Source organism: Streptomyces sp. NPDC059816, from assembly GCF_042732055.1.
Taxonomy (GTDB): domain Bacteria; phylum Actinomycetota; class Actinomycetes; order Streptomycetales; family Streptomycetaceae; genus Streptomyces.
Window position 1 is genome coordinate 369,114 of sequence record NZ_JBHWIQ010000003.1, and the last position, 25,918, is coordinate 395,031.

22 protein-coding genes and 1 pseudogene are annotated in these 25,918 nt (G+C 73.2%); 13 read left to right on the plus strand and 10 right to left on the minus strand.

What is annotated here, in order from left to right; genetic code table 11:
- The first annotated feature begins 194 nt into the window (after positions 1 to 194).
- Together ACFV88_RS06420 and ACFV88_RS06425 are read left to right on the plus strand one after the other, a co-directional pair.
- Positions 195 to 1,184 (plus strand): acyl-CoA desaturase, encoded by a 990-nt coding sequence (locus ACFV88_RS06420; protein ID WP_385486627.1) that lies wholly within the window; start codon positions 195 to 197, stop codon positions 1,182 to 1,184.
- Positions 1,181 to 1,852 carry a TetR family transcriptional regulator gene (locus tag ACFV88_RS06425; RefSeq protein WP_385486629.1) on the plus strand — a complete coding sequence of 224 codons (672 nt, stop codon included), beginning with the start codon at positions 1,181 to 1,183 and terminating at the stop codon, positions 1,850 to 1,852. The genes ACFV88_RS06420 and ACFV88_RS06425 overlap by 4 nt, the downstream gene beginning before the upstream one ends.
- A 281-nt stretch (positions 1,853 to 2,133) precedes the next feature.
- Here the strand turns inward: ACFV88_RS06425 and ACFV88_RS06430 are convergent, their stop codons facing one another.
- Positions 2,134 to 2,952 (minus strand): trans-aconitate 2-methyltransferase, encoded by an 819-nt coding sequence (locus tag ACFV88_RS06430; protein WP_385486631.1) that lies wholly within the window; start codon positions 2,950 to 2,952, stop codon positions 2,134 to 2,136.
- 96 nt (positions 2,953 to 3,048) lie between these two features.
- Here ACFV88_RS06430 and ACFV88_RS06435 point away from each other — a divergent pair, with 96 nt between their 5' ends.
- Entirely contained in the window at positions 3,049 to 3,546 is a 498-nt protein-coding gene (locus ACFV88_RS06435; protein WP_385486633.1) for a MarR family winged helix-turn-helix transcriptional regulator, read from the plus strand.
- A gap of 49 nt (positions 3,547 to 3,595) precedes the next feature.
- Here ACFV88_RS06435 and ACFV88_RS06440 read toward each other — a convergent pair whose 3' ends face one another.
- The 8 genes from ACFV88_RS06440 to ACFV88_RS06475 form a co-directional block, all read right to left on the minus strand.
- Positions 3,596 to 4,354: a LuxR C-terminal-related transcriptional regulator gene (locus tag ACFV88_RS06440; RefSeq protein ID WP_385486635.1), complete on the minus strand. Its 759-nt coding sequence runs from the start codon at positions 4,352 to 4,354 to the stop codon at positions 3,596 to 3,598.
- Positions 4,355 to 4,734: 380 nt separating this feature from the next.
- A complete protein-coding gene (galK, locus tag ACFV88_RS06445) occupies positions 4,735 to 5,976 on the minus strand; it encodes a galactokinase (RefSeq protein WP_385486637.1) in 1,242 nt (413 codons plus the stop codon).
- An 85-nt stretch (positions 5,977 to 6,061) separates the two neighbouring features.
- Positions 6,062 to 7,078 carry a UDP-glucose 4-epimerase GalE gene (galE, locus tag ACFV88_RS06450; protein ID WP_385486639.1) on the minus strand — a complete coding sequence of 339 codons (1,017 nt, stop codon included), beginning with the start codon at positions 7,076 to 7,078 and terminating at the stop codon, positions 6,062 to 6,064.
- The gene (gene galT / locus ACFV88_RS06455) at positions 7,075 to 8,145 is read right to left on the minus strand and encodes a galactose-1-phosphate uridylyltransferase (RefSeq protein WP_385486641.1); all 1,071 of its coding nucleotides are present in this window, start codon (positions 8,143 to 8,145) and stop codon (positions 7,075 to 7,077) included. The genes galE and galT overlap by 4 nt, the downstream gene beginning before the upstream one ends.
- Before the next feature lie 548 nt (positions 8,146 to 8,693).
- Positions 8,694 to 9,392: a LuxR C-terminal-related transcriptional regulator gene (locus tag ACFV88_RS06460; protein WP_385486643.1), complete on the minus strand. Its 699-nt coding sequence runs from the start codon at positions 9,390 to 9,392 to the stop codon at positions 8,694 to 8,696.
- A 389-nt stretch (positions 9,393 to 9,781) separates the two neighbouring features.
- Complete coding sequence (locus ACFV88_RS06465) at positions 9,782 to 11,806, minus strand: PQQ-binding-like beta-propeller repeat protein (RefSeq protein WP_385486645.1); 2,025 nt, start codon at positions 11,804 to 11,806, stop codon at positions 9,782 to 9,784.
- 80 nt (positions 11,807 to 11,886) lie between these two features.
- Positions 11,887 to 13,761 (minus strand): PQQ-binding-like beta-propeller repeat protein, encoded by a 1,875-nt coding sequence (locus tag ACFV88_RS06470; RefSeq protein ID WP_385486647.1) that lies wholly within the window; start codon positions 13,759 to 13,761, stop codon positions 11,887 to 11,889.
- A gap of 260 nt (positions 13,762 to 14,021) precedes the next feature.
- Positions 14,022 to 15,851 carry an ABC-F family ATP-binding cassette domain-containing protein gene (locus ACFV88_RS06475; protein WP_385486649.1) on the minus strand — a complete coding sequence of 610 codons (1,830 nt, stop codon included), beginning with the start codon at positions 15,849 to 15,851 and terminating at the stop codon, positions 14,022 to 14,024.
- 175 nt (positions 15,852 to 16,026) lie between these two features.
- On the opposite strand from ACFV88_RS06475, the gene ACFV88_RS06480 reads away from it, so the two are divergent.
- Positions 16,027 to 16,395 (plus strand): hypothetical protein, encoded by a 369-nt coding sequence (locus ACFV88_RS06480; RefSeq protein ID WP_385486651.1) that lies wholly within the window; start codon positions 16,027 to 16,029, stop codon positions 16,393 to 16,395.
- Positions 16,392 to 16,628: pseudogene (locus ACFV88_RS06485) on the plus strand (hypothetical protein); the annotation flags it as partial. The gene ACFV88_RS06480 and the pseudogene ACFV88_RS06485, both read left to right, overlap by 4 nt.
- A 134-nt stretch (positions 16,629 to 16,762) precedes the next feature.
- Here the strand turns inward: ACFV88_RS06485 and ACFV88_RS06490 are convergent.
- Positions 16,763 to 18,505 carry a dolichyl-phosphate-mannose--protein mannosyltransferase gene (locus ACFV88_RS06490; RefSeq protein ID WP_385486653.1) on the minus strand — a complete coding sequence of 581 codons (1,743 nt, stop codon included), beginning with the start codon at positions 18,503 to 18,505 and terminating at the stop codon, positions 16,763 to 16,765.
- Between the two features lie 145 nt (positions 18,506 to 18,650).
- Between ACFV88_RS06490 and rsmI the strand changes: the two genes are divergently transcribed.
- From rsmI to ACFV88_RS06530, 8 genes are all read left to right on the plus strand, one after another.
- Positions 18,651 to 19,499 carry a 16S rRNA (cytidine(1402)-2'-O)-methyltransferase gene (rsmI, locus tag ACFV88_RS06495; protein WP_385486757.1) on the plus strand — a complete coding sequence of 283 codons (849 nt, stop codon included), beginning with the start codon at positions 18,651 to 18,653 and terminating at the stop codon, positions 19,497 to 19,499.
- Positions 19,500 to 19,723: 224 nt separating this feature from the next.
- Positions 19,724 to 20,146 (plus strand): hypothetical protein, encoded by a 423-nt coding sequence (locus ACFV88_RS06500; RefSeq protein ID WP_385486655.1) that lies wholly within the window; start codon positions 19,724 to 19,726, stop codon positions 20,144 to 20,146.
- 119 nt (positions 20,147 to 20,265) lie between these two features.
- The gene (locus ACFV88_RS06505; RefSeq protein WP_385486657.1) at positions 20,266 to 21,186 is read left to right on the plus strand and encodes a TatD family hydrolase; all 921 of its coding nucleotides are present in this window, start codon (positions 20,266 to 20,268) and stop codon (positions 21,184 to 21,186) included.
- Positions 21,187 to 21,244: 58 nt separating this feature from the next.
- Positions 21,245 to 22,135, plus strand: a complete 891-nt coding sequence (gene rsmA / locus ACFV88_RS06510; RefSeq protein WP_385486659.1) for a 16S rRNA (adenine(1518)-N(6)/adenine(1519)-N(6))-dimethyltransferase RsmA — start codon at positions 21,245 to 21,247, stop codon at positions 22,133 to 22,135.
- Complete coding sequence (locus tag ACFV88_RS06515; protein WP_385486661.1) at positions 22,132 to 23,058, plus strand: 4-(cytidine 5'-diphospho)-2-C-methyl-D-erythritol kinase; 927 nt, start codon at positions 22,132 to 22,134, stop codon at positions 23,056 to 23,058. Before rsmA ends, ACFV88_RS06515 begins: the two co-directional genes overlap by 4 nt.
- A gap of 28 nt (positions 23,059 to 23,086) precedes the next feature.
- On the plus strand, positions 23,087 to 23,395 hold the full coding sequence (locus ACFV88_RS06520; RefSeq protein ID WP_385486663.1) for a hypothetical protein: 309 nt from the start codon (positions 23,087 to 23,089) through the stop codon (positions 23,393 to 23,395).
- A gap of 508 nt (positions 23,396 to 23,903) precedes the next feature.
- Complete coding sequence (locus tag ACFV88_RS06525) at positions 23,904 to 24,422, plus strand: GNAT family N-acetyltransferase (RefSeq protein WP_385486665.1); 519 nt, start codon at positions 23,904 to 23,906, stop codon at positions 24,420 to 24,422.
- Between the two features lie 52 nt (positions 24,423 to 24,474).
- Positions 24,475 to 25,842 (plus strand): acyltransferase, encoded by a 1,368-nt coding sequence (locus ACFV88_RS06530; RefSeq protein WP_385486667.1) that lies wholly within the window; start codon positions 24,475 to 24,477, stop codon positions 25,840 to 25,842.
- Positions 25,843 to 25,918 lie beyond the last annotated feature (76 nt).

Below are 25,918 nucleotides of genomic sequence, written 5' to 3' on the forward strand. Positions count from 1 at the left end.
CCGGGACGAACACAGAGCGGACGACGCTGTCCGGCCGCTCCCCAGGATAGGTGTCCGAGCGGACGCGCGGCCAAGGGCCTCTTGCCGAGCGGGGGCGCACTGCCATACTTACGTCGCCGTAGGTTACGGAACCGTAGGAACCGTGACCGCACGCGTCCCCCTCCCCATGCCCCCGACCCCCCAGGGAACTCCCCATGACCACCCGCTCCGACGTGCTCGACGACGCCTCCTCGGCGTCAGAAGGGTCCGACCAGGCGATTCCGTCCGCGACCCTAGGGGGCGAGCAGAAGGGGTCGATCGAGCAGATCACGCTGGTGCTGTTCATCGCCGTGCCCTTCCTCGCGATCGCCGCCGCCGTCCCCCTGGCCTGGGGGTGGGGGGTGAGCTGGCTGGACCTGGGGCTGCTCGTCTTCTTCTACTACCTCGGCTGTCACGGCATCACGATCGGCTTCCACCGCTACTTCACGCACGGCTCCTTCAAGGCGAAGCGTCCGCTGCGGATCGCGCTGGCCGTCGCGGGCTCGCTCGCGGTGGAGGGGCCGCTGGTGCGGTGGGTCGCCGACCACCGCAAGCACCACAAGTTCTCCGACGCGGAGGGCGACCCGCACTCGCCGTGGCGGTACGGGGAGACGGTGCCGGCGCTCCTCAAGGGCCTGTGGTGGGCGCACATCGGCTGGATGTTCGACGAGGAGCAGACCTCGCAGGAGAAGTACGCCCCGGACCTGGTGAAGGACCCGGCGATCCGTCTCATCTCGCGCCAGTTCGTGTACTGGACGCTGCTCTCGCTGGCGCTGCCGGCGCTGATCGGCGGGCTGGTGACCATGTCGTGGTGGGGCGCGTTCACCGGGTTCTTCTGGGGTTCCCTGGTCCGGGTGGGCCTGCTGCACCACGTGACCTGGTCGATCAACTCCATCTGCCACGCGGTCGGCAAGCGCCCGTTCCGGTCCCGGGACCGCTCGGGCAACGTGTGGTGGCTGGCGGTGCTGTCCTGCGGCGAGTCCTGGCACAACCTCCACCACGCGGACCCGACGTCGGCGCGGCACGGGGTGATGCGCGGGCAGGTCGACTCCTCGGCCCGGCTGATCCGCTGGTTCGAGAAGCTCGGCTGGGCGTACGACGTGCGCTGGCCGTCACAGGAGCGGATCGACTCCCGGCGCAAGCAGGAAGCCGCCGAACCGGCATGATGGACGGCGTGGCGACCGACTCCAGCACCTCCAGCGAGAAGCCGCGGCGCACCCGCCGCACCCGGATGACCGGCGCGGAGCGCCGCCAGCAACTGCTGGAGATCGGCCGCACCCTCTTCGCGGCCAAGGGTTTCGAGGGCACCTCGGTGGAGGAGATCGCCGCGAAGGCGGGGGTGTCCAAGCCGGTGGTGTACGAACACTTCGGCGGCAAGGAGGGCCTGTACGCGGTGGTGGTGGACCGGGAGATGCGTCGGCTGTTGGACGGCGTGACCGGCTCGCTGACCGCCGGGCATCCGCGGGAACTGCTCGAACAGGCGGCGTTCGCCCTCCTCGACTACATCGAGGAGTACACCGACGGGTTCCGCATCCTGGTGCGGGACTCGCCCGTCGCCCAGTCCACGGGGTCGTTCGCCTCGTTGATCTCCGACATCGCGACGCAGGTCGAGGACATCCTGGGGCGCGAGTTCAAGAGCCGGGGCTTCGACCCGAAGCTGGCGCCGCTGTACGCGCAGGCGCTGGTGGGGATGGTCGCCCTGACCGGGCAGTGGTGGTTGGACGTGCGCCGTCCGAAGAAGGCGGAGGTCGCGGCGCACCTCGTGAACCTCGCGTGGCATGGGCTCCACGGGTTGGAGCCCAAGCCGCGGTTGATGGGGCACCGGCACACGTGACCGTGCGGTCGGCTCGGGGTGTGCTGTCCTGGGCGGGTGCGTTGTCCGGTGCGGGTGCGCTGGGGGTTTGCGGAGTTCCCCGCGCCCCTGAGCTGGTGCGATCTGCTGCGCGTGCGTTGGCCCGTGCGGGTGCGTGGGCGATTTTGCGCAGTTCCCCGCGCCCCTGATCAGGTGCGTCCGGTCTCGGGTGCGCTGTTCTGCGGGGTGCGCTGGGGGTTTGCGGAGTTCCCCGCGCCCCTGAGCTGGTGCGTTCGGGCTCGGGGGCGCTGTCTCGGCGGGGGTCAGCTGCGGCGGGCTACTACGAAGATGCGGCGGAACGGGAGCACCGTGCCGTGCGCGGCGGCCGGGTAGGCGCGCCGCAGGGCGATCCGGTACTCGTCCAGGAAGGCGTCCCGTTCCTCGGGGTCGCCGTCGAACGCGGCCAGTACGGGCCGCAGCGTGGTGCCCGTGATCCAGTCGAGCACCGCGTCGTCCCCGCCCAGCACGTGCAGGTACGTGGTCTCCCAGGCGTCCACCTCGCAGCCGAGGGCGGCCAGCGCGGCGAGGTACTGGGCGGGCTCGCGCACCGCGTCCCCGTGCCGCAGCACCCCGTCGAGCCGCTGTCGCCAGCGCGGGGAGCCGGTGAGTTCCCGCAGCAGGGCGTGGCTGGGCGCGTCGAAGTTGCCGGGCACCTGGAAGGCGAAGGTGCCGCCGGGCGCGAGGCCCGCGATCCAGTCGGCGAAGCGGTCGGTGTGCCCGGGCACCCACTGGAGCAGGGCGTTGCTGATGAGCAGGTCGTACGGCTCGGCCGGGTCGGGCGCCCAGCGGACGGCGTCGGCGTGCGCGAAGTCGAGCCGGCCGCCGCCGGAGGTGGGCCCGGCGAGTTTCCGGGCCCGTTCCAGCATGTCCGGGGAGTTGTCGTACCCGGTGATCCGCGCGGCGGGCCAGCGCTCGGCCAGCAGGGTGGTGACGTTGCCGGGCCCGCACCCCAGGTCCGCGATGCGCGGGGCCGGCCCGCCGGGCGGCTCGGGCACCCGGGCGAGGAGGTCGACGAAGGCCCGGCCGCGGTGGTCCGCGTGGCGCAGGTACTGGTGCGGGTCCCAGACGGGTACGGCGGGCACGGCGTCCTCCTCGCGAGGCGGTGGACCGTCCACCGCTCCCAAACCTATCTTGACATCAAGAGACTTCACGTCGACAGACCTATTACACTGATCGCCATGGAGGACGAGGTCGATCGGCTGGTCGCAGCGTGGCGCCGGGAGCGCCCCGATCTCGACGTGGAGCCCCTGGAGGTGCTCAGCCGGGTGAGCCGGCTGGCCAGACACCTCGACCGCGCACGCAGACTGGCCTTCGCCGAACACCAGCTGGAGCCCTGGGAGTTCGACGTGCTGACGTCACTGCGCCGGGCCGGCTCCCCCTACCAGCTGTCCCCGGGCCAACTGCTCACCCAGACCCTGGTCACCTCGGGCACCATGACGAACCGGATCGACCGGCTCACCAAGAAGGGCCTGGTGGAACGGCTCCCCGACCCCAACGACCGGCGGGGCGTCCTCGTACGGCTCACGCCCGAGGGGCGGGACCGCGCCGACCAGGCGCTGGCGGGTCTGCTCGACCAGGAACGGGCGATCCTCTCGGAGCTGTCCCGCGCCCAGCGCGGCGAGCTGGCCGCACTGCTGAGACAGCTCACCGCCCCGTTCGACAACATTCCCGGCTGACCCCGCACGGGCCCGCGGTCGCCACCCGACCGGCACCGGCCGTACCGGCCTAGGAGGCCGCTTCGAGGTCCACGGGGCCCACCCCGGCCCGCCGGGCGAGCGCCACCGCCGCCAGCGTGCTGTGCACGCCGAGCTTCCCGAGCACGTTCTGCATATGGGTGCGCACGGTGTGCGGGGACAGGAACAGCCGCTCCGCGACCGCCTTGCGGCCGAGGCCCGCGACCATGCAGCGCAGCACCTCGCGCTCGCGCGGGGTCAGCGACTCGACCAGCCGCTCGCTCTCCGTGCGGTGCTTGCGGGCCGCGGTCAGCTCCCGCAGCACCCCCGTGAGCAGCGCCGGCGGCAGATGGGTCTCGTCCCGCAGCACCCCCCGGATCACGTTCAGCAACCGCGACAGCGAACAGTCCTTGGCGACCCAGCCGCTGGCACCCGCCTGGAGGGCCTGCGCCGCGCGGCGCGGATCGTCCTTCTCGGCGAGCACCACCGTGCGGACCCCGGGCTGCGCCTGCCGCACCGCGGCGACCAGCGAGATCCCGTCCACGGTGGGCACCGGGTCGGTCCCGCCGGCGACCGCCACGGTCGGCCGCACCCCGGGCAGGACGCCCACCGCCGCCGCGCCGAGGTCGGCGTCGACGAGCAGTACGTCGAATCTGCGCCCGTCGGCCGCTGCACGGTCCAGACAGCGCAGGGCCGCCGGACCACTGCCGGCCGCCGACACCTCGACATCGGGCTCGGCGGCGAGCGCCGCCGCGAGCGACTCGGCGAAAATACGATGGTCGTCAACGACCAGCGCGCGAATACGAACCACAGAAACCCCCTTTGGGGGACGACCTGAGCGGGTGCGGCGCCCCGAGTGGAACCCGGACCCGGATCGGTCCGGGCACGAGTCGCCGCAGCCGCACGACCGTCGCCGTGCCTGGACTGCTACCCCCACTTCGGGCGTCGTACCCGACTGTCTCGCCCCCTGATCGACGCCGGCCCCCACCGGCGCTGCCCATCAGAGTAAGGCCGCCCGGCAGAAGCGGAAGCCTATTTGGGGAACTGTTTGACCTCGCAGTTCGAGGCGGGTCTGATGCTTCGTATTGAGACAGAAGTCGACAAAGTGCGGGGGTCATCTACCGCGTGAACCGACACCGCCCGCAGATCGGAGACGGTGTCGGTGTCGGGTCCGGTGCCGGTGCGCGGGGTTCAGCCGATTCGGCGCGCTCCGGCCGAGGCGGTCGCGTCGAAGATCCGGGGCGCCCGGTGGCCGGCGCGGTCGAAGGCGGCCCGCACCGCGTCCCCCACCACGGGTGCGGCGGACTCCTCGACGAGGACGAGCGCGGAACCGCCGAAGCCGCCGCCGGTCATCCGCGCCCCGTGCGCGCCCGCCGCGTTCGCGACAGCCACCACCAGGTCGAGTTCGGGACAGGAGACCCGCAGGTCATCGCGGAGCGAGTGGTGGCCCGCCGTGAGGACGGTGCCGATCGCGCGCAGCGCCTCGGGGGTGCCCGTGCCGAGCAGGGCGGTGACCCGGGCGACCCGCTGCTCGTCGGTGACCACGTGCCGCACGTAACGGCGCACGCGCTCGTCGCCGAGGCGCGCGAGCGCGTCCGGGAGCGTGTCGTACGGGACGTCGCGCAGATGGGAGACACCCAACTCCCGCGCGCCCTGTTCGCACCCCGCGCGCCGCTCGGCGTACGCCCCGTCGCCCAGGGCGTGTTGCACCCGGGTGTCCACCACCAGGAGCCGCAGCCCGTGCGCGGCCAGGTCGAAGGGGACCTGTCGGGTGCTCAGGTCCCGGCAGTCGAGGTGCAGGGCGTGACCGGGCACGCAGCACGCGGACGCCATCTGGTCCATGACCCCGCAGGGCACGCCGACGTACGCGTTCTCGGCCTGCTGGGCGAGGCGCGCGAGCCCGGGACGGTCGAGCCCGAGGGCGTACAGCTCGTCCAGGGCGATCGCCGTGGCCACCTCCAGGGCGGCGGACGAGGAGAGCCCGGCGCCGGTCGGCACGGTGGAGGCGAGGTGCACGTCGGCGCCGTCGAGGACCGCTCGGTGCCCGGCCCGGGCGAGCGCCCACAGGACCCCGGCCGGGTAGGCGGACCAGCCCCCGCCGGAGCGGGGCGCCAGCTCGGCCGTGCGCAGTTCCACCGGCGCCGCGGCGGGGTCCGGCGCGTTCGCCGAGTGCAGCCGCAGCACCCCGTCGGTGCGGCGGGACACCGCCGCGACCACGGTGTGCGGCAGGGCCAGCGGCATCACGGAGCCCTCGTTGAAGTCCGTGTACTCACCGATGAGGTTGACCCGGCCGGGCGCTGCCCACACCCCTTCGGGGACGCTCCCGTACAGCTCCTCGAAGGCCCGCGCGACGGCTTCGGGAGCGGTGGACGGGTCGGTGCCGGCACCCGGGGCGGTGGCGGCGTCCGGGGCGGTGGGGTCGGTGGGCGTCATGGCGGGTCCCTCGGCGTGGTGGACGGTCCGCGGGGCGGCGGGGCCGGTCGGGCTGGCGGTCACGGGGCGGCGGGGCGGGACGGGCTCAGCGCACGGCGGCCCGGCGGGCGAACGCCCAGGCGTCGGCCACGATGTCCGCGAGGTCCGGCCGGCCGGGCCGCCAGCCGAGCCGGTCCCGGGCGGTGGCGGCCGAGGCGACCAGGACGGCGGGGTCACCGGGGCGGCGGGGCCCGGGCGTCTCGGGCACCGGGTGGCCGGTGACCGCGCGGACCGTGGCGACGACCTCGCGGACGGAGAAGCCGTTGCCGTTGCCGAGGTTGCAGATCAGGTGCTCGCCGGGGGCCGCGGCGCCGAGCGCGAGCAGATGGGCTTCGGCGAGGTCGCTGACGTGGAGGTAGTCGCGCACGCAGGTGCCGTCGGGCGTCGGGTAGTCGTCGCCGTGCACGTGGACGGTGTCCCGTTCGCCCGCCGCGACCCGCAGCACCAGGGGGATCAGGTGCGACTCGGGTTCGTGCCGCTCGCCGTACAGGGTGCCGTCGGGCGCGCGGTGGGCGCCCGCGACGTTGAAGTAGCGCAGGGACACCGCGGCCAGCCCGTGGGCCGCCGCCTCACCGCCGATCATGTGGTCCACGGCCAGCTTGGACGCGCCGTAGGGGCTGGTGGGGACGGTCGGGTCGGTCTCGGTGAGCGGGGTCCGCACGGGTTCGCCGTAGGTGGCGGCGGTCGACGAGAAGACGAGGCGGCGCACGCCGGCGTCCCGCATCGCGGTGAGCAGCGCCATGGTGCCGCCGACGTTGTTCTGCCAGTACTTCTCGGGCCGGGCGACGGACTCGGCGACCTGCGAGGACGCGGCGAAGTGCAGGACGCCGTCGTAGGAGCCGTCCAGCCAGCGGGCGGCGTCCTGGACGCGGCCCCGGACGAACGCGGCGCCGGGCGGCACGGCGTCCTCGAAGCCGATGGACAGGTCGTCCAGGACGGTCACCCGGTGTCCGGCGGCCAGCAGCAGCGCGGTGACGGCACTGCCGATGTACCCGGCGCCGCCGGTGACGAAGTAACGGCCGCTGGGCGTGGCCTGCATGGTCGGGGTGTGTCGGGTGCTCATCGGGGTGCTGCCTCCCGCAGTCGTCGTGCCGCGTCCTCCGGCGGCACATCGTTGATGAACACGCTCATGCCGGATTCCGAACCGGCGAGGAACTTCAGCTTGCCGGAGGTACGGCGAACGGTGAAGAGCTCCAGGTGCAGGGCGAACTCGTCGCGGTCGGCCAGCTCGCCCGCCCCGCCCGCCGCGGGCGTGGTGAACGGCGCCTGGTGCCAGGCCGCGATGTACGGGGTCGGCGGCGCCTCGGGGCCGAAGAGCCGATCGAAGCGGCGCAACAGGTCGAGGTAGACGCCGGGGAACTCGGCACGGGCGGTGTCGTCCAGGCCGAGCAGGTCGGGGACCCGGCGCTTGGGGTAGAGGTGCACCTCGTAGGGCCAGTGCGCGGCGTAGGGCACGAAGGCGACCCACGCCCCGGTCTCCAGCACGACCCGGCTGCCGTCGGCGAGTTCGCGGGCCAGCACCTCGTCGAAGAGGTTGCGCCCGGTGGCGGCGCGGTGCCGGGCGGTGGAGCGCAGCATCCGGGCGGTGCGGGGGGTGGTGAAGGGGTACGCGTAGATCTGGCCGTGCGGGTGGCCGAGGGTGACGCCGATCTCGGCGCCCCGGTTCTCGAAGCAGAACACCTGCTCCACGGAGGGCAGGTGGGACAGTTCGGCGGTCCGGTCGATCCAGGCGTCGAGGACGAGGGCGGCCCGCTCGTCGGTGAGGTCGGCGAAGGACGCCCCGTGGTCGGGGGTGAAGCAGACGACCTCGCACCGGCCGGAGTCCCCCGCCAGGGAGGGGAACCGGTTCTCGAAGACGACGACGTCGTACGAGGTGTCGGGGATCTCGGTGGGCCGGGCGCCGGTGGACGGGCACAGCGGGCACTCGTCCACGGGCGGGAGGTGGGTGCGCCCCTGGCGGTGCGAGGCGATGGCGACGTCGTCACCGAGGAGCGGGTCGTGGCGGACCTCGGACGTGGTCGTGACGGGCGCGAGCGGCCGGGGGTCGGCGGCCGTGCGGAGCGTGTCGTCGCGGCTGTCGTAGTAGATGAGCTCCCGGCCGTCGGCCAGTCGGGTCGACGTCTTCTTCACTGCGGCACTCCTCGTCGGCGGTCCCTACCGACCTCCAAAGATCCAACAGAATCAAACACAACAAATCACGAGCCGACGACCCCGGTCAAGGCATATAGGGAATTCACCTCATCAGAATCAAACAACATCCACCCTCGATCAAATCCCCCACCACAACGATCGGGCCCGAGCACAGCAAGACCCAAAGGAGCGCGAGGAACGGCCAGAGCGGCCCCGACAGGGGCGCGGGGACTGCGCAGAACGACAGCGCACCGAACAGGACAGCGCAGCCAGAGGTGGACGTACCCAAGGGGCGCGAGGAACGGCGCGAGCACCCCCCACACACCCGCACGGGCCAACGCACCCGCAGCGAAGCGCCCCAAAGGGGCGCGGGGAACGGCGCGAGCAACCCCCACGCACCCGCAGGGGGACCAACGCACCGCCGGAAGGCCCCACCCGAGGGACCCGGGGAGGAACCGCCCCGCGCACCCCGGCGCACGGAACTGCGCACACACGGGAGCGCGCCCCGCCGCAACCACCGACGAAGCGCGCTGAAGCAGAACCGGAACTCAGCCCCCGGAGGAACCCGGATGAAGCGCCGCCCCCGGCGAAGGCACCAACGGCCCCGCCCGGTCCAACAACCCGGTGCGCGCAGCCAGCGCCGCCGCCTCCAACCGCGACCCCACACCCAACTTCATCAGCACCCGCTGCACATGGGTGCGCGCCGTGGAGGGCGCGATGCCCATGCCCGCGGCGATCAGCCGGGTGTCCTCGCCGTCGGCGACCCGCACCAACACCTCCACCTCGCGGGGCGTCAGCATCTGGAGCAGCCGCTGCCCCTCGTCGTCGGGTTGGGCCGCGGGGTTCAACAACTCGCTGAACGCGCCCTGGAGGAGTTGCGGCGCCACCGCGGACTCCCCCGCACGGGCCTTCATGATGGCCCGCTCCACGCCCTCGATCCGTTCGTCGTGGCGCACGTAGCCGGAAGCCCCCGCGGCGAAGGCCGCGGCGATCCCCCGGGGCGACGGAACCGGCCCCAGGACGACCACCGCCACCTGGGGGCGGTCCCGTTTGATCCGCACCACGGGATCGAACACGCCTGGTTCCGCCGGAGCCGCGGTGCCCAACAGGCACACTTCCGGTGCCCGTGAGATCACCAACTCCGCCGCGCCCGCCGCGGGCGCCGCCGCGGCCAGCACGCGGTGCCCGCGCAGCTTGAGCGCCGAGGCCAACGCCTCGGCGAGCAGCCTGTGATCATCGACGACCATGAGCCGCACACCCACAGTGTCACCCCCCACTTTCCCCGCCCGGTCCCCCACAGATCCGGACCCCCTGCCCTCGTCATCCGGAAGCTACACGCTTGTTCGACGGATCGCTGCCGTAACGGATGAGAAGCCGACGGTAATACCTTGGGCACGCCTCGCGACACCCACCCCTGGATTACGGGCCCCCAGCGCACCGCGCACCCCCCGCGACGGCGGGAACGAGCCGCCTTCCAGGCCCGGAACGCCCCGAATGCACGCCCATGACCGAGCGCGGGCGCGCGCCTCCGTGCGCCCCCCTGAACACGCCTCCGCCCCCGTCTGCCCCGAGGTGGACCGGGGAAAGCGGGGGCGGAGTCGCGCCGTTCAGGGGGCGTCGGCCCGTGATGCGGGCGTCAGCCGGTACCGAAGGCCACGGCCAGGAACTTGTCCTCGTCCTTGCTGTAGGGCTTCGACGCGTAGACCGCGCTCATGAAGAAGCGCCCGCTGCCGAAGAGGTACTCGGAGTAGTCCGGCATGAAGGACCGCTCGGGCTCCCGGGAGGACTCGGTCGACGGGTTCTCCATCAGGACGGTCTCCTTGAGGGTGGACCCGTTCAGGCTGACGACCTGACCGCCCTTGTCGAACGGGGGCCGCTTGTAGGCGATGAGGTTGCTGCCGTCCATGCGGATCGGGCTCAGGACCCAGCCGTCGCCCGCGTCGGCCCGGGCGCCGGAGAGCTTGCCGGTGGCGAGGTCGAAGGCGACGATCTCGTTGGTGTCGGTGAACTCCTCCGAGCCGTCGTGCTCCTCGGTGGGCAGGTAGAGCCGGTCGTTCCCGACGGCGAGCAGCTTGCACTGATCCACCCGGGTCGCGTCGCACCGGGCCGCGTACTTCTCGCCCTCGGCGGTGAACTTCGAGCGCAGCTTGCCGGTCTCCTCGTCGATGGCGAAGAAGTCGGAGATCGAACTGCCGTCCCCGGCCGAGTCGCCGATGTCCGCGGCGACCACGAGCGGCTTGGTGGACACCACGCTCGCGTAGTCGACACCGGTCGCCATCTTGTACGTGGACAGCGGCTTGCCGGTCTTCGGGTCCAGCTTCTGGATCTCCAGGCGCCGGCTGTCGAGGTCACCGCAGCGGCGGACCGCGACGAGGTTCTCCCCGCCCGCGTACCCGGCGTCGTAGCAGGGCTCGCCCAGCTTGGGGGCCCACAGGGCGGCGCCGTCGGCGGCGCTCCAGGCGGCGCCGCCCGCCGAACCGCCCGCGGCGACCGTACCGGCGCCGATGGTGACCTCGTCGAAGGAGACGGTCCGGTCGGCGGACTTCGCGGTCTTCGTCCACAGCAGCTTGCCGGTGTCCAGGTCGAGCACCGACACCTCGGTGCAGCCCTGGTACGGCTTCTCCTTGGTGGGCATCGACGGCTGGGCGATCAGCGCCGTGCGGTTGTCCGCGGTGACGTGGCGGCCGGCCGCGCAGACCGGGCCGGTCAGCTTCACCGTCCACCGCTCCTCGCCGCTGGTCGGGTCGTAGCCGACGACCTCGCCGACGCCCGACTTCGCGTACACCTTGTCGGTGAGCCAGGAACCGGCGACCGGGATGGTGCTGTCGTCCTTGACCACCGGTGCGGCCACCTGGAACAGGGGCTTGGCCATGGTGTTGGAGGGCGCCTTCTCGCGGGGCTCGCCACCCGCGACGGCCGGGCCGCCGCCCGCCGCGCCGCCGCCGTCGGAACCGCCCTTGTCGCCGGTGCCCTTCTCGGAGCCGGCGCCGCCCTTCTCGTCCTTGCCGGCGGAGGTGTTCTTGTCGTCGTCCTGCTGCCCGGCGTACAGGACGCCACCGCCGACGATCAGGGCGATCACCAAGGCCGCCGCGCCGATGATCAGCGTCACCGGGTTGCGCAGCCCGGTGCGGCGGGCCGGGGCACCGGACTGCTGGGCCACGGGCACCGTGGGCGCCGCGTACTGACCGTACGGCTGCTGGCCGTAGCCCTGTTGGCCCGGCTGCCCGTACGGCTGCTGGCCGGGCTGCCCGTACGGCTGCTGACCCGGGTAGCCGTAACCGGACTGTCCCGGGGCCCCCGGGTACCCGTACCCCGCCGCACCCTGCGGCGGCTGACCCTGCTGTCCGGGCGGTGCTGCGGGGTAGCCGTAGCCGCCGGCGGGCGGGGTGCCGTAGCCGCCCGGCTGCGGCGGGGGCTGCGGGGCGCCGTATCCGCCCGGCGGCGGCTCCTGCGGGGCGCCGAAACCGCCGGCGGGGGGCTGTGGTGCGCCGAAACCACCGGCCGGGGGCGGCGGTTGCGGGGCGCCGAACCCGCCGGGGGGCGGGTCCTGGGGCTTGCCGAAGCTCATGGGGGCGCCGCCCGGCTCCGGGGGCTGCGGGGCCCCGGGCGCGTCCCCGGGCTGCCCGCCGGGCGGGTCGGTCGGCTGGGGCGGGTGGCTCATGACGTGTCTACCTCGGGAGACTCGGAGTACGGAACTGCGGAGTACGGAACTGCGGAACTGCGGGCCTAGGGGGCCGGCGGTCAGGGACCGAAGGCCATCATCAGCTTCTGCTCCGCATTGCTCTTCGTGTTCGTCAGCATGGTGGTGGAGATGTAGAAGCGACCGTCCTGGTACGCGATCGCCTTCACGTAGAAGGTGCCCTCCATGGCCGCGGCGCCCGCGGGGTTCTGGAGCAGCTTCTTCGGGGTGCCGCCGCCCACCGGGGTCGCGGTGACGACGCCGCCCGCCTCGTAGGTCGGCTTCTCGTACGAGATGACCGAGCCGTCCTCGACGCGCAACGGGAGCAGGGACCGTCCGGTGCCGGTGGACTTGGCGCGCCACTTCTCCTTGCCGGTGTTCAGGTTGACGGCGATGAGTTCGTTCGTGCCGTCCTTCTTCACCTTGCTCGGCAGGTAGAGCGTGTTGGCGTCCGCGGCGACCCCGGTACAGCTCTGCAACGCGCGGTCCAAGCTGGCCCAGCCGCAGTCCGGCTCGGGTGCCTCGTTCAGGGACACCTGGGAACGCACCGTGCCCGAACCGTTCTTGAGCGCGGTGACGTTCCACTGCTTCTTGGCGTCGTTGGACAGGTAGAGCACCACCGGGTCCAGGGAGTACACCCGGGAGATCCGCCAGCCCTTGGGGAACCGCTTCGTCCACTGCGCCTTGCCGGTGGCCGGGTCGAGTTGGCGCAGCTCGTCGTGTTGGTCGTCGCCCCCCGGGTCGCAGGAGGCCACGGAGAGCAGCTTGCTGCCGCCGGTGAACGCGGCCGGGTAGCAGTCGGTGCCGTACTTGTCCACGGTGAACCGCTGCTTGCCGCTGTCCACGTCGTACCCCACGCCGGACGACTGCCGGCCGACCACCAGGGTGTCGCCGACCAGGTGGAGCGAGGACGTGAGGGCACTGTCGAGCAGGTCGCCGTCGGGAACCTTCTTCGTCCAGCCCTTCGCCCCGGTCTTCAGGTCGATCTGCTGGAGCTGGTTGCACTTGGCGCGGTCGCTGACGCCGCTCATGTGGGCGACGACGACCTTGCCGTCGGCGCTCGCCTCCTTGGTGACCGAACAGACCTTGAACGGCAGGTCCACCGTCCACCGGGCCGCGCCGCCGTCCGCGTCGTAACCGACGACCTGCTTGTACGCGGCCTTGGCGACGAGGTCCCCGAGCACCCACAGGCCCGGGGCGTCCGCGCCGGAGCCGGGCACCTTCGGGGCGGGCCGGTACCAGAGCACCCGGGAGTCGCCGTCCTTGCGGCCCTCGTTCAGCTCCTCGACGCCCACGCTCCCGCCGGCCCCGTCGCCGCCGTTGCCGCTGCCGTCTCCCTGGTCGACCGAGGCCGAGGCGCTCGGCTTCGGGGCGGTGCTGGGGCCCGCGACGGGGTCCTTCTTGACGGGGTCGTCCTTCTGGTCGTCGCCGCCGGTGAGGGCGATGACGGCGCCACCGGCCACGACGACCAGGGCGACCGCCCCGGCGACGACGATGCCGGTCCTGCCCCGGAACGGGTTCCGCTTGCCCGGCGCCGGGGGCTGCGGCGCCCCCGGATAGGAGGCCGTGGGCGGCTGCTGCCCGTACGGCCCCTGGGGGTAAGCCGGTTGACCGTAGGGTCCCGGCTGCTGGGCGTAGGGCCCCGACGGTTGACCGTACGGACCGGGCTGCTGGCCGTACGGGCCCGGCTGGCCGTAGGGCCCCGGCTGCGCACCGGGCTGCGGGCCGTACGGACCGGACGGCCCGCCGTACGGGCCGGACTGCGGGTACGCACCCGGCTGGGGTGCGACCGCACCGGGCGGCGGGGCCTGCGGGTAGCCGTACCCGGGTGCCGGCGCGGTGGGCGGGCCCGCTGGGGGTGGCGGTGACGCGGGCTGGCCGGAATCGTTCGGTGTCGCACCCTGGGTGGGCATGCGGTCGTCGGGCGGCTGACTCATCAGCGCTCCCCCTTCACTGATTTGCTGCGCGCCTGGCGGTACGTGAACGCGCGTACGCGTTCTGGTCTCGGTGGCCCTTTGTATCACCACGCCACCCGGCGCTCCGGGCCCGCACAGGTCCTGTGCCCAAGGGCGGACGGCCCTGTGATCCCCCTGTTACGCCCCCTTCACGCCCCCGGTGCAGACCGTGCACCCGGAGGACCACAACGGCCGTGCGGAAGCGGGGACGGCGACCGGAGGGCCCGGCCGCCGTGGCGCGATCACGCCGGTTCGGCCTCGTCGGCGAGCTCCAGCCACCGGGCTTCGAGGTCTTCGCGCTCCGCGACCAGCGCGCGCAGTTCGGCGTCGAGCGTGGCGACCTTCTCGAAGTCGGTGGCGTGCTCCGCGATCCGCTCGTGCAGCCCGGTTTCCTTGCCGGAGATCCGGTCGATCTGCCGCTCGATCCGCTGGAGTTCCTTCTGCGCCGCCCTCGTCTCGGCGGAGGAACGCCCCTTCGGCGCCGCTGCGGCGGGTGCGGCGGCGGCCGGGGCGGACGTCGACTGGGCGGCGGACGACGCCATCCGCTCGCGCCGCTCCAGGTACTCGTCGATGCCACGGGGCAACATCCGCAGCGCACGGTCGCCGAGCAGTGCGTACACCCGGTCGGTGGTCCGCTCCACGAAGAACCGGTCGTGCGAGATGACGACCATCGAGCCGGGCCAGCCGTCGAGCAGGTCCTCCAGCTGGGTCAGCGTCTCGATGTCCAGGTCGTTGGTGGGCTCGTCGAGGAAGAGGACGTTCGGCTCGTCCATCAGCAGCCGCAGCAGTTGGAGCCGTCGCCGCTCGCCGCCGGAGAGGTCCCCGACCGGCGTCCACTGCTTCTCCTTGCCGAAGCCGAAGGTCTCGCAGAGCTGCCCCGCGGTCATCTCCCGCCCCTTGCCGAGGTCGACCCGCTCCCGCACCTGCTGGACGGCCTCCAGGACGCGCAGTGTCGGGGCGAGTTCGGAGACCTCCTGCGAGAGGTACGCGAGGCGCACCGTCTTGCCGACGGTGACCCGCCCGGCGGCCGGCTGGGCCTCGCCCTGTGTACGGGAGGCCTCGGCGAGGGCCCGCAGCAGCGAGGTCTTGCCGGCGCCGTTGACGCCGACGAGGGCGAACCGGTCGCCGGGGCCGAGCTGCCAGGTGATGTGCTGGAGCAGGGTCTTGGGCCCGGCCTGGACGGTGACGTCCTCCAACTCGAAGACGGTCTTGCCGAGCCGGGAGCTGGCGAACTTCATCAGCTCGGAGGTGTCCCGGGGCGGCGGCACGTCCTTGATCAGCTCATTGGCCGCCTCGACGCGGAACCGGGGCTTGGAGGTGCGGGCCGGGGCGCCCCGGCGCAGCCAGGCGAGTTCCTTGCGGACGAGGTTCTGCCGCTTGACCTCCTCCGTGGCAGCGATGCGCTCCCGCTCGGCGCGGGCGAACACGTAGTCGGAGTAGCCGCCCTCGTACTCGTGGACCTTGCCCCGCTGCACGTCCCACATCCGGGTGCACACCTGGTCCAGGAACCACCGGTCGTGGGTGACGCACACCAGCGCGGAGCGGCGGGCCCGCAGATGGGCCGCGAGCCAGGCGATGCCCTCGACGTCGAGGTGGTTGGTCGGCTCGTCGAGGACGATCAGGTCCTGCTCCTCGATGAGGAGCTTGGCGAGCGCCACCCGGCGGCGTTCCCCACCGGAGAGCGGCGCGATGACGGTGTCCAGGCCCTGCGGGAAGCCCGGCAGGTCCAGCCCGCCGAAGAGCCCGGTCAGCACGTCGCGGATCTTGGCGTTGCCGGCCCACTGGTGGTCGGCGAGGTCGCCGATGACCTCGTGCCGGACGGTGGCGGTCGGGTCGAGGGAGTCGTGCTGGGTGAGCACGCCCAGACTCAGCCCGCCGCTGTGGGTGACCCGGCCGGTGTCGGCCTCCTCCAGCTTGGCGAGCATCCGCACGAGGGTCGTCTTGCCGTCCCCGTTCCGACCGACGACGCCGATCCGGTCGCCCTCGCTGACGCCGAGCGACACCCCGTCGAGCAGGGCACGGGTGCCGTACACCTTGCCGACGGACTCGACACTGACGAGGTTGACTGCCATGGGGCTCCTGCCGCGGGGATGGACCGGCCCTCCAGCCTAGTCGGCCCGCTCACCTCCCCCTCCCGGGGCGCCGGGACCCCGACCGGGACCCCGGCCGGGGCCACCGACCCGGGCCGTCACGACCGGTCGGCCTCACTGCCGTGCAGTGTCACCGTGACGGGCCATAATCGGGAGCATGGCCCAGGCTTCCCCTCCCCCTCAGTTGCCGCCAGCCGCCGAGGTGCTGCGCGCCCGCTACGCCGGACGGCTTCCCACCTGCCTGGACGAGCTCACCGGCCCCGCGAACGGCCCCGTCGACCTGCCGCTCCACGTCGTCTGGTCAGGGCTGCGCTCGTTCGACCTCGACCGCCCCCGGTCCTGCATGAGCCTCTACCGCGCCGTCCTCGCCGAAGGCCAGCACGACGACCTCGTGCACTTCCTCAACCGCGACCTCCTGCTCAGCCAGTGGCCGGTGCTGCGCACGCTGATCAGCCGTACGGTCCGCGACGTGTGGGAATCCGCCTTCACCGACCTCACCCCCGGCACCGCCGCGGCCTCCGCGTGAACCTCAGCCCCCTCCACCGCCGGCTCCTCGCCGACGTGCTCGCCATCGGCAGCCCCTACCCGCTGGTGGTGACCGGCGGATACGCGGTGCAGGCCCACGGCTTGGTCGAACGCCTCAGCCAGGATCTCGACGTCGCCACCGAGAACCCCGCCCCCATGGCCGACATCACGCACACCGTCGTTGAGGGGCTCACCCGCCGGGGCTGGTCCGTGCGCCTCAACCGCTGCTCTCCGTGCCTGGGCACTGGCCTGGGCGACCGACCTCGCTGCCCGCCTCCACCGGGAAGAAGACCTCTGATCACCGACCCATCCGCCCGGGCGGGCCGACGGCTGCACGCCGCCGGTCGCCCGGATCTCCTGACCGGTGGCTAGATCCAGGTGTCGAGCCACATGCGGGCGCGCCAGGAGTCGATGGAGATGGGCTGGCCGGTGTAGATGGGCCAGAAGTAGATGAAGTTCCACGCGATGAGCAGGACGATGACGCCCGAGCCCGCCGCGCCCGCCGTGCGGCGCAGTTCCGTCGACCCCTTGGGGCCGAGCAGCGCGCCGACCAGCATCGCCACCGCGAGGCACAGGAACGGCACGAAGACGACCGCGTAGAAGTAGAAGATCGTCCGCTCCTGGTACAGGAACCAGGGCAGGTACCCGGCCGCGACCCCGCACAGGATCGCGCCGGCCCGCCAGTCGCGGCGCAGCAGCCACCGCCACAGCACGTACAGCAGCGCGAAGCAGGCCGTCCACCACAGCATGGGGGTGCCCAGGGCGAGCACCTCGTTGGCGCACTTGTCGACGGTGTCCACGGGGCAGCCGTCGATGCCGGGCGCGGACGGCTCGTAGTAGTACGAGACGGGGCGCCCGGTGACGATCCAGCTCCACGGGTTCGACTCGTAGCGGTGCGGCGAGTCGAGGGCCTTGTGGAAGGCGAGCACCTCGGCCTCGTAGTGCCACAGGCTGCGGGCCCAGTCCGGCACCCAGCCCCATTCGGTGTCCTGACCCCGGGTGATCGCCCAGTCACGGAAGTAGCCGCCCCGGCCGTTGTCGGGGGACATGATCCACCCGATCCAGGTGCTGAGGTAGGTGACGAGCGCGACGGGCACGGTGGCGAGGAAGGCGGGGCACACGTCCCGCTTCAGCACCGACAGCCAGGCCCGTTCGGCGCCCGCGACCCGGCGCGCGCCGACGTCCCACAGCACCGACATCAGGGCGAACGCGGCGAGGAAGTAGAGGCCGTTCCACTTGGTCGCCGCGGCGAGGCCCAGGCTGACCCCGGCGGCGATCCGCCAGGGGCGCCAGCCGAACCGCAGGGTGTCCGCGATCCGCGCGTCGGGCCGGGGCAGTCCGTCCTCGCCGAGCGGCAGCGCGGCGGCCAACCGGGCCCGGGTGCGGTCCCGGTCGATCAGCAGGCAGCCGAACGCGGCCAGGGCGAAGAACATGATGATCAGGTCGAGGAGCGCGGTGCGGCTCATCACGAAGTGCAGGCCGTCGACGGCCATCAGCGCGCCGGCGAGGCAACCGAGGAACGTGGAGCGCAGCAGTCGGCGTCCGATGCGGCACAGCATGAACACGGAGAGGGTGCCGAGCACCGCGGTCATGAACCGCCAGCCGTACGGGTCGAACCCGAACATCCATTCGCCGACGCCGATGAGGTACTTGCCGAGCGGCGGGTGCACGACGTACGCGGCGCCCTCGGGCAGGGTGATCGAGGAGCCCTGTTCGAGCACCTGTTCGTTGATGTTCTTCGCCGGCCAGTTCAGCTCGAACCCGCGGTGAATGATCGCCCAGGCGTCCTTGGCGTAGTACGTCTCGTCGAATATCACCTCCTTCGGGCTGCCCAGCTTCCAGAACCGCAGCAGACCCGCGAGGACGGCCACCACCAGCGGACCCAGCCAGGACGACCAGCGCAGCAGCGGACCCACCGCCCGGACGGGCACCCTGAGCACCGTCCACAGTCGGGGGCCGGGCTCGGCGTACGGGGGCACCAGCTGGCCGCGGAGGTCGCCCCGGGGGCGCGGGTTGTGACCGAAGCGGCGCAGGCGGTGCCGCCAGGCCGGGGGGTGCGGTGCGGCGGGCTGGTCCTGCCGGGTGTCCGTCGAGGACGCGGTACTCGTCACCGCGCCATCGTAGGGAACGGCTCTGTACGCCGCCGCCCCCGCACCCGTCCGTCGGGGGGCGCGTTCCCCGATGTGGGTGCCGGGGCGCCGGGACGGGCCGGGACCGAGGAGCCGGGAGTGCTGGGAGACTGGAAGGGTGACTGATGTGGGTGGGACTCTCGTACTGGCCGGAACACCGATCGGGGACCTCGCGGACGCCCCGCCGCGGCTGGCCGCGGAGCTGTCGGCGGCGGACCTGGTGGCCGCCGAGGACACCCGCCGGCTGCGGCGGCTCGCCCAGGGCCTCGACGTCCAGGTGACGGCGCGCGTCGTGTCGTACTTCGAGGGCAACGAGAGCGCCCGCACGAAGGAGCTCGTCCAGGCCCTGGTGGGCGGGGCGCGGGTGCTGCTGGTGACCGACGCGGGCATGCCCTCGGTGTCCGACCCGGGGTACCGGCTGGTCGCCGCGGCCGTGGAGCACGGCATCCGGGTCACCGCCGTACCGGGCCCCTCCGCGGTGCTGACGGCGCTCGCCCTGTCGGGACTGCCGGTCGACCGGTTCTGCTTCGAGGGGTTCCCGCCGCGCAAGCAGGGCGAGCGGCTGGCCCGGTTGCGGGAGGTCGAGCGGGAGCGGCGCACCCTCGTCTACTTCGAGTCCCCGCACCGGCTCGCCGACACGCTCGCCGCGATGGCGGAGGTCTTCGGGACCGAGCGGCGCGCCGCGGTCTGCCGCGAGCTGACCAAGACGTACGAGGAGATCAAGCGCGGGCCGCTGGCCGAGCTGGCGACCTGGGCGGCCGACGGGGTGCGGGGCGAGATCACCGTCGTGGTCGAGGGCGCCCCGGAGCCGGGCCCCGCGGACCTGAGCCCCGAGGAGCTGGTGCGCCGGGTCCGGGACCGGGAGGAGGCGGGCGAACGGCGCAAGGAGGCCATCGCCGCGGTCGCCGCCGACGCCGGCGTGCCCAAGCGCGAGGTGTTCGACGCCGTGGTGGCGGCAAAGAACACGCCTCGGTGAGCGCCAAGCCCGGGCAAAGGACTACCGTGGAAGGCAAAGCCGGGCCCGCTCACCGGCCCCTCGGGGCAGGAGCAGACCAAATCGGCGCCAACACTCGACAGCCCTGATGCGTCCGGGCCGGCCGAGGCGTCCACTGGGGTGAGGAGGACGTACCCGTCCCCCCACGCCGTCGGGGCAGCATCCCGCGCTCGACGGCGCTTGTCCGCAGGACAAGAGGAGCTGGCATGAGTGAGATCGCAGGGACCGGTCACCCCCGTGCGGCGGCCACCGTCGTCCACGAGTCGTACGCCTTCGCCTGCATGCGGTGCGGGCACGGCTGGGAACAGTCGTACGAGATCGAGCACCACATCGACGCGGAGGGCCACGCGTACGTGACCTACCTGGCGGACGGACAGCGGGTGCCGTCGCCGCTGAGCCGCCCGACCTGCCTGAACTGCGGAGCGCACCTGGTCCGCATCATGCGGGCCGGACAGGTGTCGTCCGTGCAGGACCTGCTGCGCCACCCGGAGCCGATCATCCACCGGCACAAGCGCGAGGACGGCCCGGAGGCCGAGGGGGCCCCGGAGACCGACGCCGCGCACCGGCCGCACCACCACTGGCGCTTCTCCCACCTCCTGCACCCGTTCCACCGTCGGGACGCCGGCTGAGGCCACGGACCGCCGGCCCCACCGGACGTTCCCGGTGTTCCGGGGCTTCCGGGGCTTCCGGGGCTTCTCGGTGGTCTCGGTGTTCCGGGTGGGGCCGACGGGGTTCGTAGGATCGAGTCATGTCCTCGACCTCGAAGCCCGCCGACGGCGCCCGCCGCGCCAGCCGTGACCGTGCCGACAAGGACGCGCCGCCGCCGCTGCCCGCGCCGCTGTCCGTCCCGGTCGCCGACTCGCACACCCACCTCGACATGCAGACGGACACGGTCGCCCAGTCGCTGGCGAAGGCCGCCTCCGTGGGGGTGACCACGGTCGTGCAGGTGGGCTGCGACCTGGCGGGGTCCCGGTGGGCGGCCGAGACGGCGGCGGCCCACCCGTCCGTGCACGCGACCGTGGCCCTGCACCCGAACGAGGCCCCCCGGATCGTGCTCGGCGACCCCGACGGCTGGTCCCGGCAGGACGCCCGCCCGGCCGGCGGCGACGCCGCCCTGGACGCAGCGCTCGCCACGATCGACGAGCTGGCGGCGCTCCCCCAGGTCAAGGGGGTCGGCGAGACCGGACTCGACCATTTCCGCACCGGGCCCGAGGGCCGGGCCGCGCAGGAACGCTCGTTCCGCGCGCACATCGAGATCGCGAAACGGCACGGCAAGGCCCTGGTCATCCACGATCGGGACGCCCACGAGGACGTGCTGCGCGTACTGAAGGAGGAGGGCGCCCCCGAGCGCACCGTCTTCCACTGCTTCTCCGGCGACGCGGAGATGGCCGAGGTGTGCGCCCGGCACGGCTACTACCTGTCCTTCGCCGGCAACGTCACCTTCAAGAACGCGCAGCCGCTGCGGGACGCCCTCGCGGTGGCCCCGCCGGAACTGGTGCTGGTGGAGACCGACGCACCGTTCCTCACCCCGGCCCCGTACCGGGGACGCCCAGGCGCTCCGTACCTGATCCCCGTCACCCTGCGGGCGATGGCCGAGGTCAAGGGGATGACCGAGGACGCCCTGGCGACGGCCGTCGCCGCGAACACGGCCCGCGCCTTCGGGTACTGACCCCGACCGGGGCGGCGGGGCGGTAGGGGCGGCGGCCGGGGGACCGTACCCTTGACCGGTGAGCAGCACCGACCCCGACCCGCTCCTGGGCCCCGCCGACATCCGTGAGCTGGCGACGGCGCTCGGCGTGAAGCCGACCAAGCAGCGCGGCCAGAACTTCGTCATCGACGCCAACACCGTGCGCCGCATCGTCCGCACGGCCGAGGTGCGCCCCGAGGACCGGGTGGTCGAGGTGGGGCCGGGACTCGGCTCCCTCACCCTCGCACTGCTGGAGGTCGCCGACCACGTCACGGCCGTCGAGATCGACGACACGCTGGCGGGGGCGCTGCCGGCGACCGTCGCGGCCCGGCTGCCGCAGCGGGCGGACCGCTTCTCCCTCGTCCACCAGGACGCCATGCGGGTCACCGAGCTCCCCGGCCCCCCGCCGACCGCACTGGTCGCGAACCTGCCCTACAACGTCGCCGTGCCGGTGCTGCTGCACATGCTGGAGACGTTCCCGAGCATCGAGCGGACCCTGGTGATGGTGCAGGCCGAGGTCGCCGACCGACTGGCCGCCGGGCCCGGGTCGAAGGTGTACGGGGTGCCGTCCGTGAAGGCCAACTGGTACGCGGAGGTCAAGCGGGCCGGGTCGATCGGCCGCACCGTGTTCTGGCCCGCGCCCAACGTCGACAGCGGACTCGTCTCCCTGGTCCGGCGCACCGAACCGCTGGCCACGACCGCCAGCCGGCAGGAAGTCTTCCGGGTGGTGGACGCGGCCTTCGCGCAGCGCCGCAAGACCCTGCGGGCGGCGCTCGCCGGCTGGGCCGGGTCCGCGGCGGCGGCCGAGGCCGCGCTGGTGGCCGCCGGGGTCTCCCCGCAGGCGCGGGGCGAGTCGCTGAGCGTCGAGGAGTTCGCCCGGATCGCCGAGAACGCCGTACCCGTCGTCACGGAGGAGGACCCGGCCCGATGACCGTGGACAGCACGCGCACGGCGGTGACCGTGCGGGTTCCCGCCAAGGTGAACGTCCAGCTCGCGGTGGGCGCGGCCCGACCCGACGGGTTCCACGACCTCGCCAACGTCTTCCTCGCCGTCGGCCTGTACGACGAGGTCACCGTCACGCCCGCCGACAGCCTGAGGATCACCTGTTCCGGGCCGGACGCCGGCGAGGTGCCGCTGGACCGCTCCAACCTGGCGGCCCGGGCGGCTGAGCTCCTCGCCGCGCGGTACGGGCGCGGCCCCGAGGTCGGCGTCCACATCCACATCGACAAGGACATCCCGGTAGCCGGCGGCATGGCCGGCGGCAGCGCCGACGCGGCGGGCGCGCTGGTCGCCTGCGACGCGCTGTGGGGCACCGGGGCGAGCCGGGACGAACTGCTGGCGCTCTGCGCGGAACTCGGCAGTGACGTGCCGTTCAGCCTGGTCGGCGGGGCGGCGCTCGGCACGGGCCGTGGGGAGCGGCTGCGGCCCCTGGAGGTCGGCGGGGCCTTCCACTGGGTGTTCGCGGCGGCCGAGGGCGGGCTGTCGACGCCTGCGGTGTACCGCGAGTTCGACCGGCTCACCGCGGGGACCGAGGTGCCCGTGCCGCAGGCCGCGCCCGAGTTGCTGGACGCGCTGTGGCGGGGCGACGCGGTGGCCCTCGCCGGGGCGTTGACCAATGACCTCCAGCCCGCGGCGCTGTCCCTGTTCCCGTCGCTGGCGCGGACCCTCGCGGTGGGCCGCGGGGCGGGTGCGCTCGCCGGGATCGTGTCCGGGTCCGGTCCCACGACGGCGTTCCTCGTCGCGGACGAGGACGCCGGGGTCGCGGTTGCGGCGGCTCTCCGGGGGAGCGGGTCGTGCCGGGCCGTCCGGGTCACCGGGTCCCCCGCGGACGGGGCGACGGTCCTCCCCCGCTAGCCCTTCGGGGCCCTGGGATACTCCCGGGATGCCCACTTGGATAACCCCGCGGCGCTTAGGCGCCACCGCCGTCCTGTACGCCGTCTTCGTCGGCGGCTGGTACCTCGGCCAGCCGCTCCCCCACGTCGGCTGTGGCGACTCCGAGCCGCCGAGCGCGTCCGACCGGCCGGCGCGGGTCGGGGAGCCCGGCGACTTCTCCGGTGACGTGTCCCGGCTGGCCGGCCAGTTGGAAGGCGTCGCCACGGTTCAGGTCGTCGACACGTCGGTCATCGTGTCGTGTGACGGGTCCGTGGATCATCCTCGGCTGGTGGCCTGGGTGACGGGCGATTGGCGCTGAGTCGTACCGCCCGCGCAGTTCCCCGCGACCCCTTCGGTACGTTCCCCTGCGGGTGCGCTGTCCTGCGCGGGTGCGTCGTGGTTGCTCGCGCCGTTCCCCGCGCCCCTTCGGTGCGCTCCCCTGCGGGTGCGTTGTCCTGCGCGGGTGCGCTGCCCGCTGCCCGGGCCCCGTTGTTCACCGCGGGTGCGTCGTGGTTGCTCGCGCCGTTCCCCGCGCCCCTGACGGGGCGCTCCCCTGGCGGTGCGCTGTTCTGCGCGGGTGCGGTGCCTGGTGTCCGGGGCGGGTGTTTCCCGTGGGGCCGACGACGGCGTCGAGAAGCGCCCCGATCCAGGGGCGCGGGGAACTGCGCGAAGCCGGGACGCACCCCCGCAGAACAGCGCACCCCCAGGCGGACGCACCCGGATGGGGGCGCGGGGAACTGCGCGAACCGCCAGCGCACCGAGCAGGACAACGCACCCGCAGGGAAAAGCCGTGGTGCGCACCGGGCAACGGAGCCGACCATGAACGGATGCGCATTCGCCCAGCACGAGCAACGGACGCAGCAGCCGTCGCCCAGGTCCACGTAAGGACCTGGCAGACGGCCTACGCGGGGATCGTCCCGCAACCGTTCCTGGACGCCCTGGACATCCAGGAGGCCACCCGCACGTGGACGGCACTGCTGACCGGGATGGCGAGACCCCGCACGGACGTCCTGGTCACCGAAGACGGACCGAGCATCCTCGCCTTCGCCGGCTTCGGCCCCGCCGAACACGCCCCGCACCGCGCCGAGGTCAACACCCTGTACGCACACCCCGACGTGTGGGGCACCGGCGTCGGCCGGGACCTGCTCGCGGCGACCGTGACCGCGATGCACCGCGCCGCGTACACGGACGCCACACTGTGGGTCCTCGCCGACAACACCCGGGCCCGCCGGTTCTACGAGACGGCCGGCTGGCGCTTCGACGGGACCACCACCCAGGACCACGACGGCGGCGCCGTCCTCGACAAGCTGCGATACGGCCGGCCCCTGGCGGGTACTCAGGAGTGAACTGAGTACCCGCACCCTGTCGTTCGGGTCCGGAGCGAGCGAGCGTACGAACATGGGAACGCGTTTTCGAGAAACGGAACGACTGGCCGGAGCGACCCCGGCGCACCGGGACCGTTACATGGACCTGTTGCGCGTCGCCTCGCTGGGCATCGTGGTCCTCGGGCACTGGCTGATGGCCGCCGTCACGATCGACGCCGACGGAGCCGCCCGGGTCGGGAACCTCCTCGCCGAGGTCCCCCGCGCCCAGATCCTCACCTGGGTGTTCCAGGTGATGCCGGTGTTCTTCTTCGTGGGCGGCTTCGCGCACGCCCTGTCGTACCGCTCGCTGGTGCGCCGGCACCCGGACACGCCCCCGTACGCCGGATTCCTGCGGGCGCGGCTGCGTCGACTGCTGCGCCCCACCATGGCGTTCGTGCTGGTCTGGGGCGCGGTGGCGCTCGGCCTCGCGCTCGCGGGCGCGGACGACGCCCGGCTGGACGCCGCCCTGCGGCTGGTGACCCAGCCCCTGTGGTTCGTCGGGATCTACCTCGCCATGGCCGCCCTCACTCCCCCGCTGCTGCGGGCCCACGACCGCTGGGGCTGGGGCGCGTTCTTCGCGCTGGCCGGTGCGGCGGTCCTGGTGGACGTGGCGCGGCTGGCGCTGGGCGTGCCGTACGTGGAGTTCCTGAACTTCGCGTTCGTCTGGCTGGCCGTCCACCAACTCGGATTCCTGCGCGCCGACGGGGCGCTGCGCCGCCCGCCGCTCCTCGCGGGGGCGGGACTGCTGGGCGCGGCGGCGTTGGTGGCGCTCGGCCCGTACCCGTTGTCGATGGTGGGGATGCCCGGTGAGCGGATCTCCAACATGGCCCCGCCGACCCTGGCCCTGTTGTGCCACGGGTTGTGGCTGGTCGGCGCGGTGGAGTCGCTGCGGTCCCCCGCGGCCCGGCTGCTGGCCCGGCCGCGGGTCTGGCGCGGCGTGGTGGTGGCCGGCGGGTTCTCGATGACCGCGTTCCTGTGGCACCTGACGGCGATGCTGGGCGTGTACGGGGTGCTGTTCGCGTGGGACGTGCCGCTGTCGGAACCGGCGTCCGGCGTCTGGTGGGCCCAGGTGCCGCTGCGGCTGGGCGCGGCGCTCGCCCTGACGGTGCTGCTGGTGGCGGTGTTCAGCCGCTTCGAACGTCCCGCTCCGGGTGGGCCGGTGGGCGGGGGACGGGGTGCCGGGGCGGTCGCGGCGACGGGGGTGACCCTGGCCCTGTTCGGTGTCCTCGGGCTGTCGATGGTGGGCTTCGCCGACCTCCTGGAGGGGCACGGCGCCGTCCTGGTCGCCGTCCGGGTCACGGCACCCACGGCGGTCGCCCTGGCCGTCGCGGGCTGGCTGTTGGTGGAGCGGGCGGGCTCCTCCTTCCGACGAACGTCCGGTGCCCGGAGCGAACCGGGGTGAACGACCGTCGCGCGCGCCCCCCGAACGGCGCGTCGCCCCCCGCCGCGCCTCTTCTGTCACACCGTGCACGTGCGCC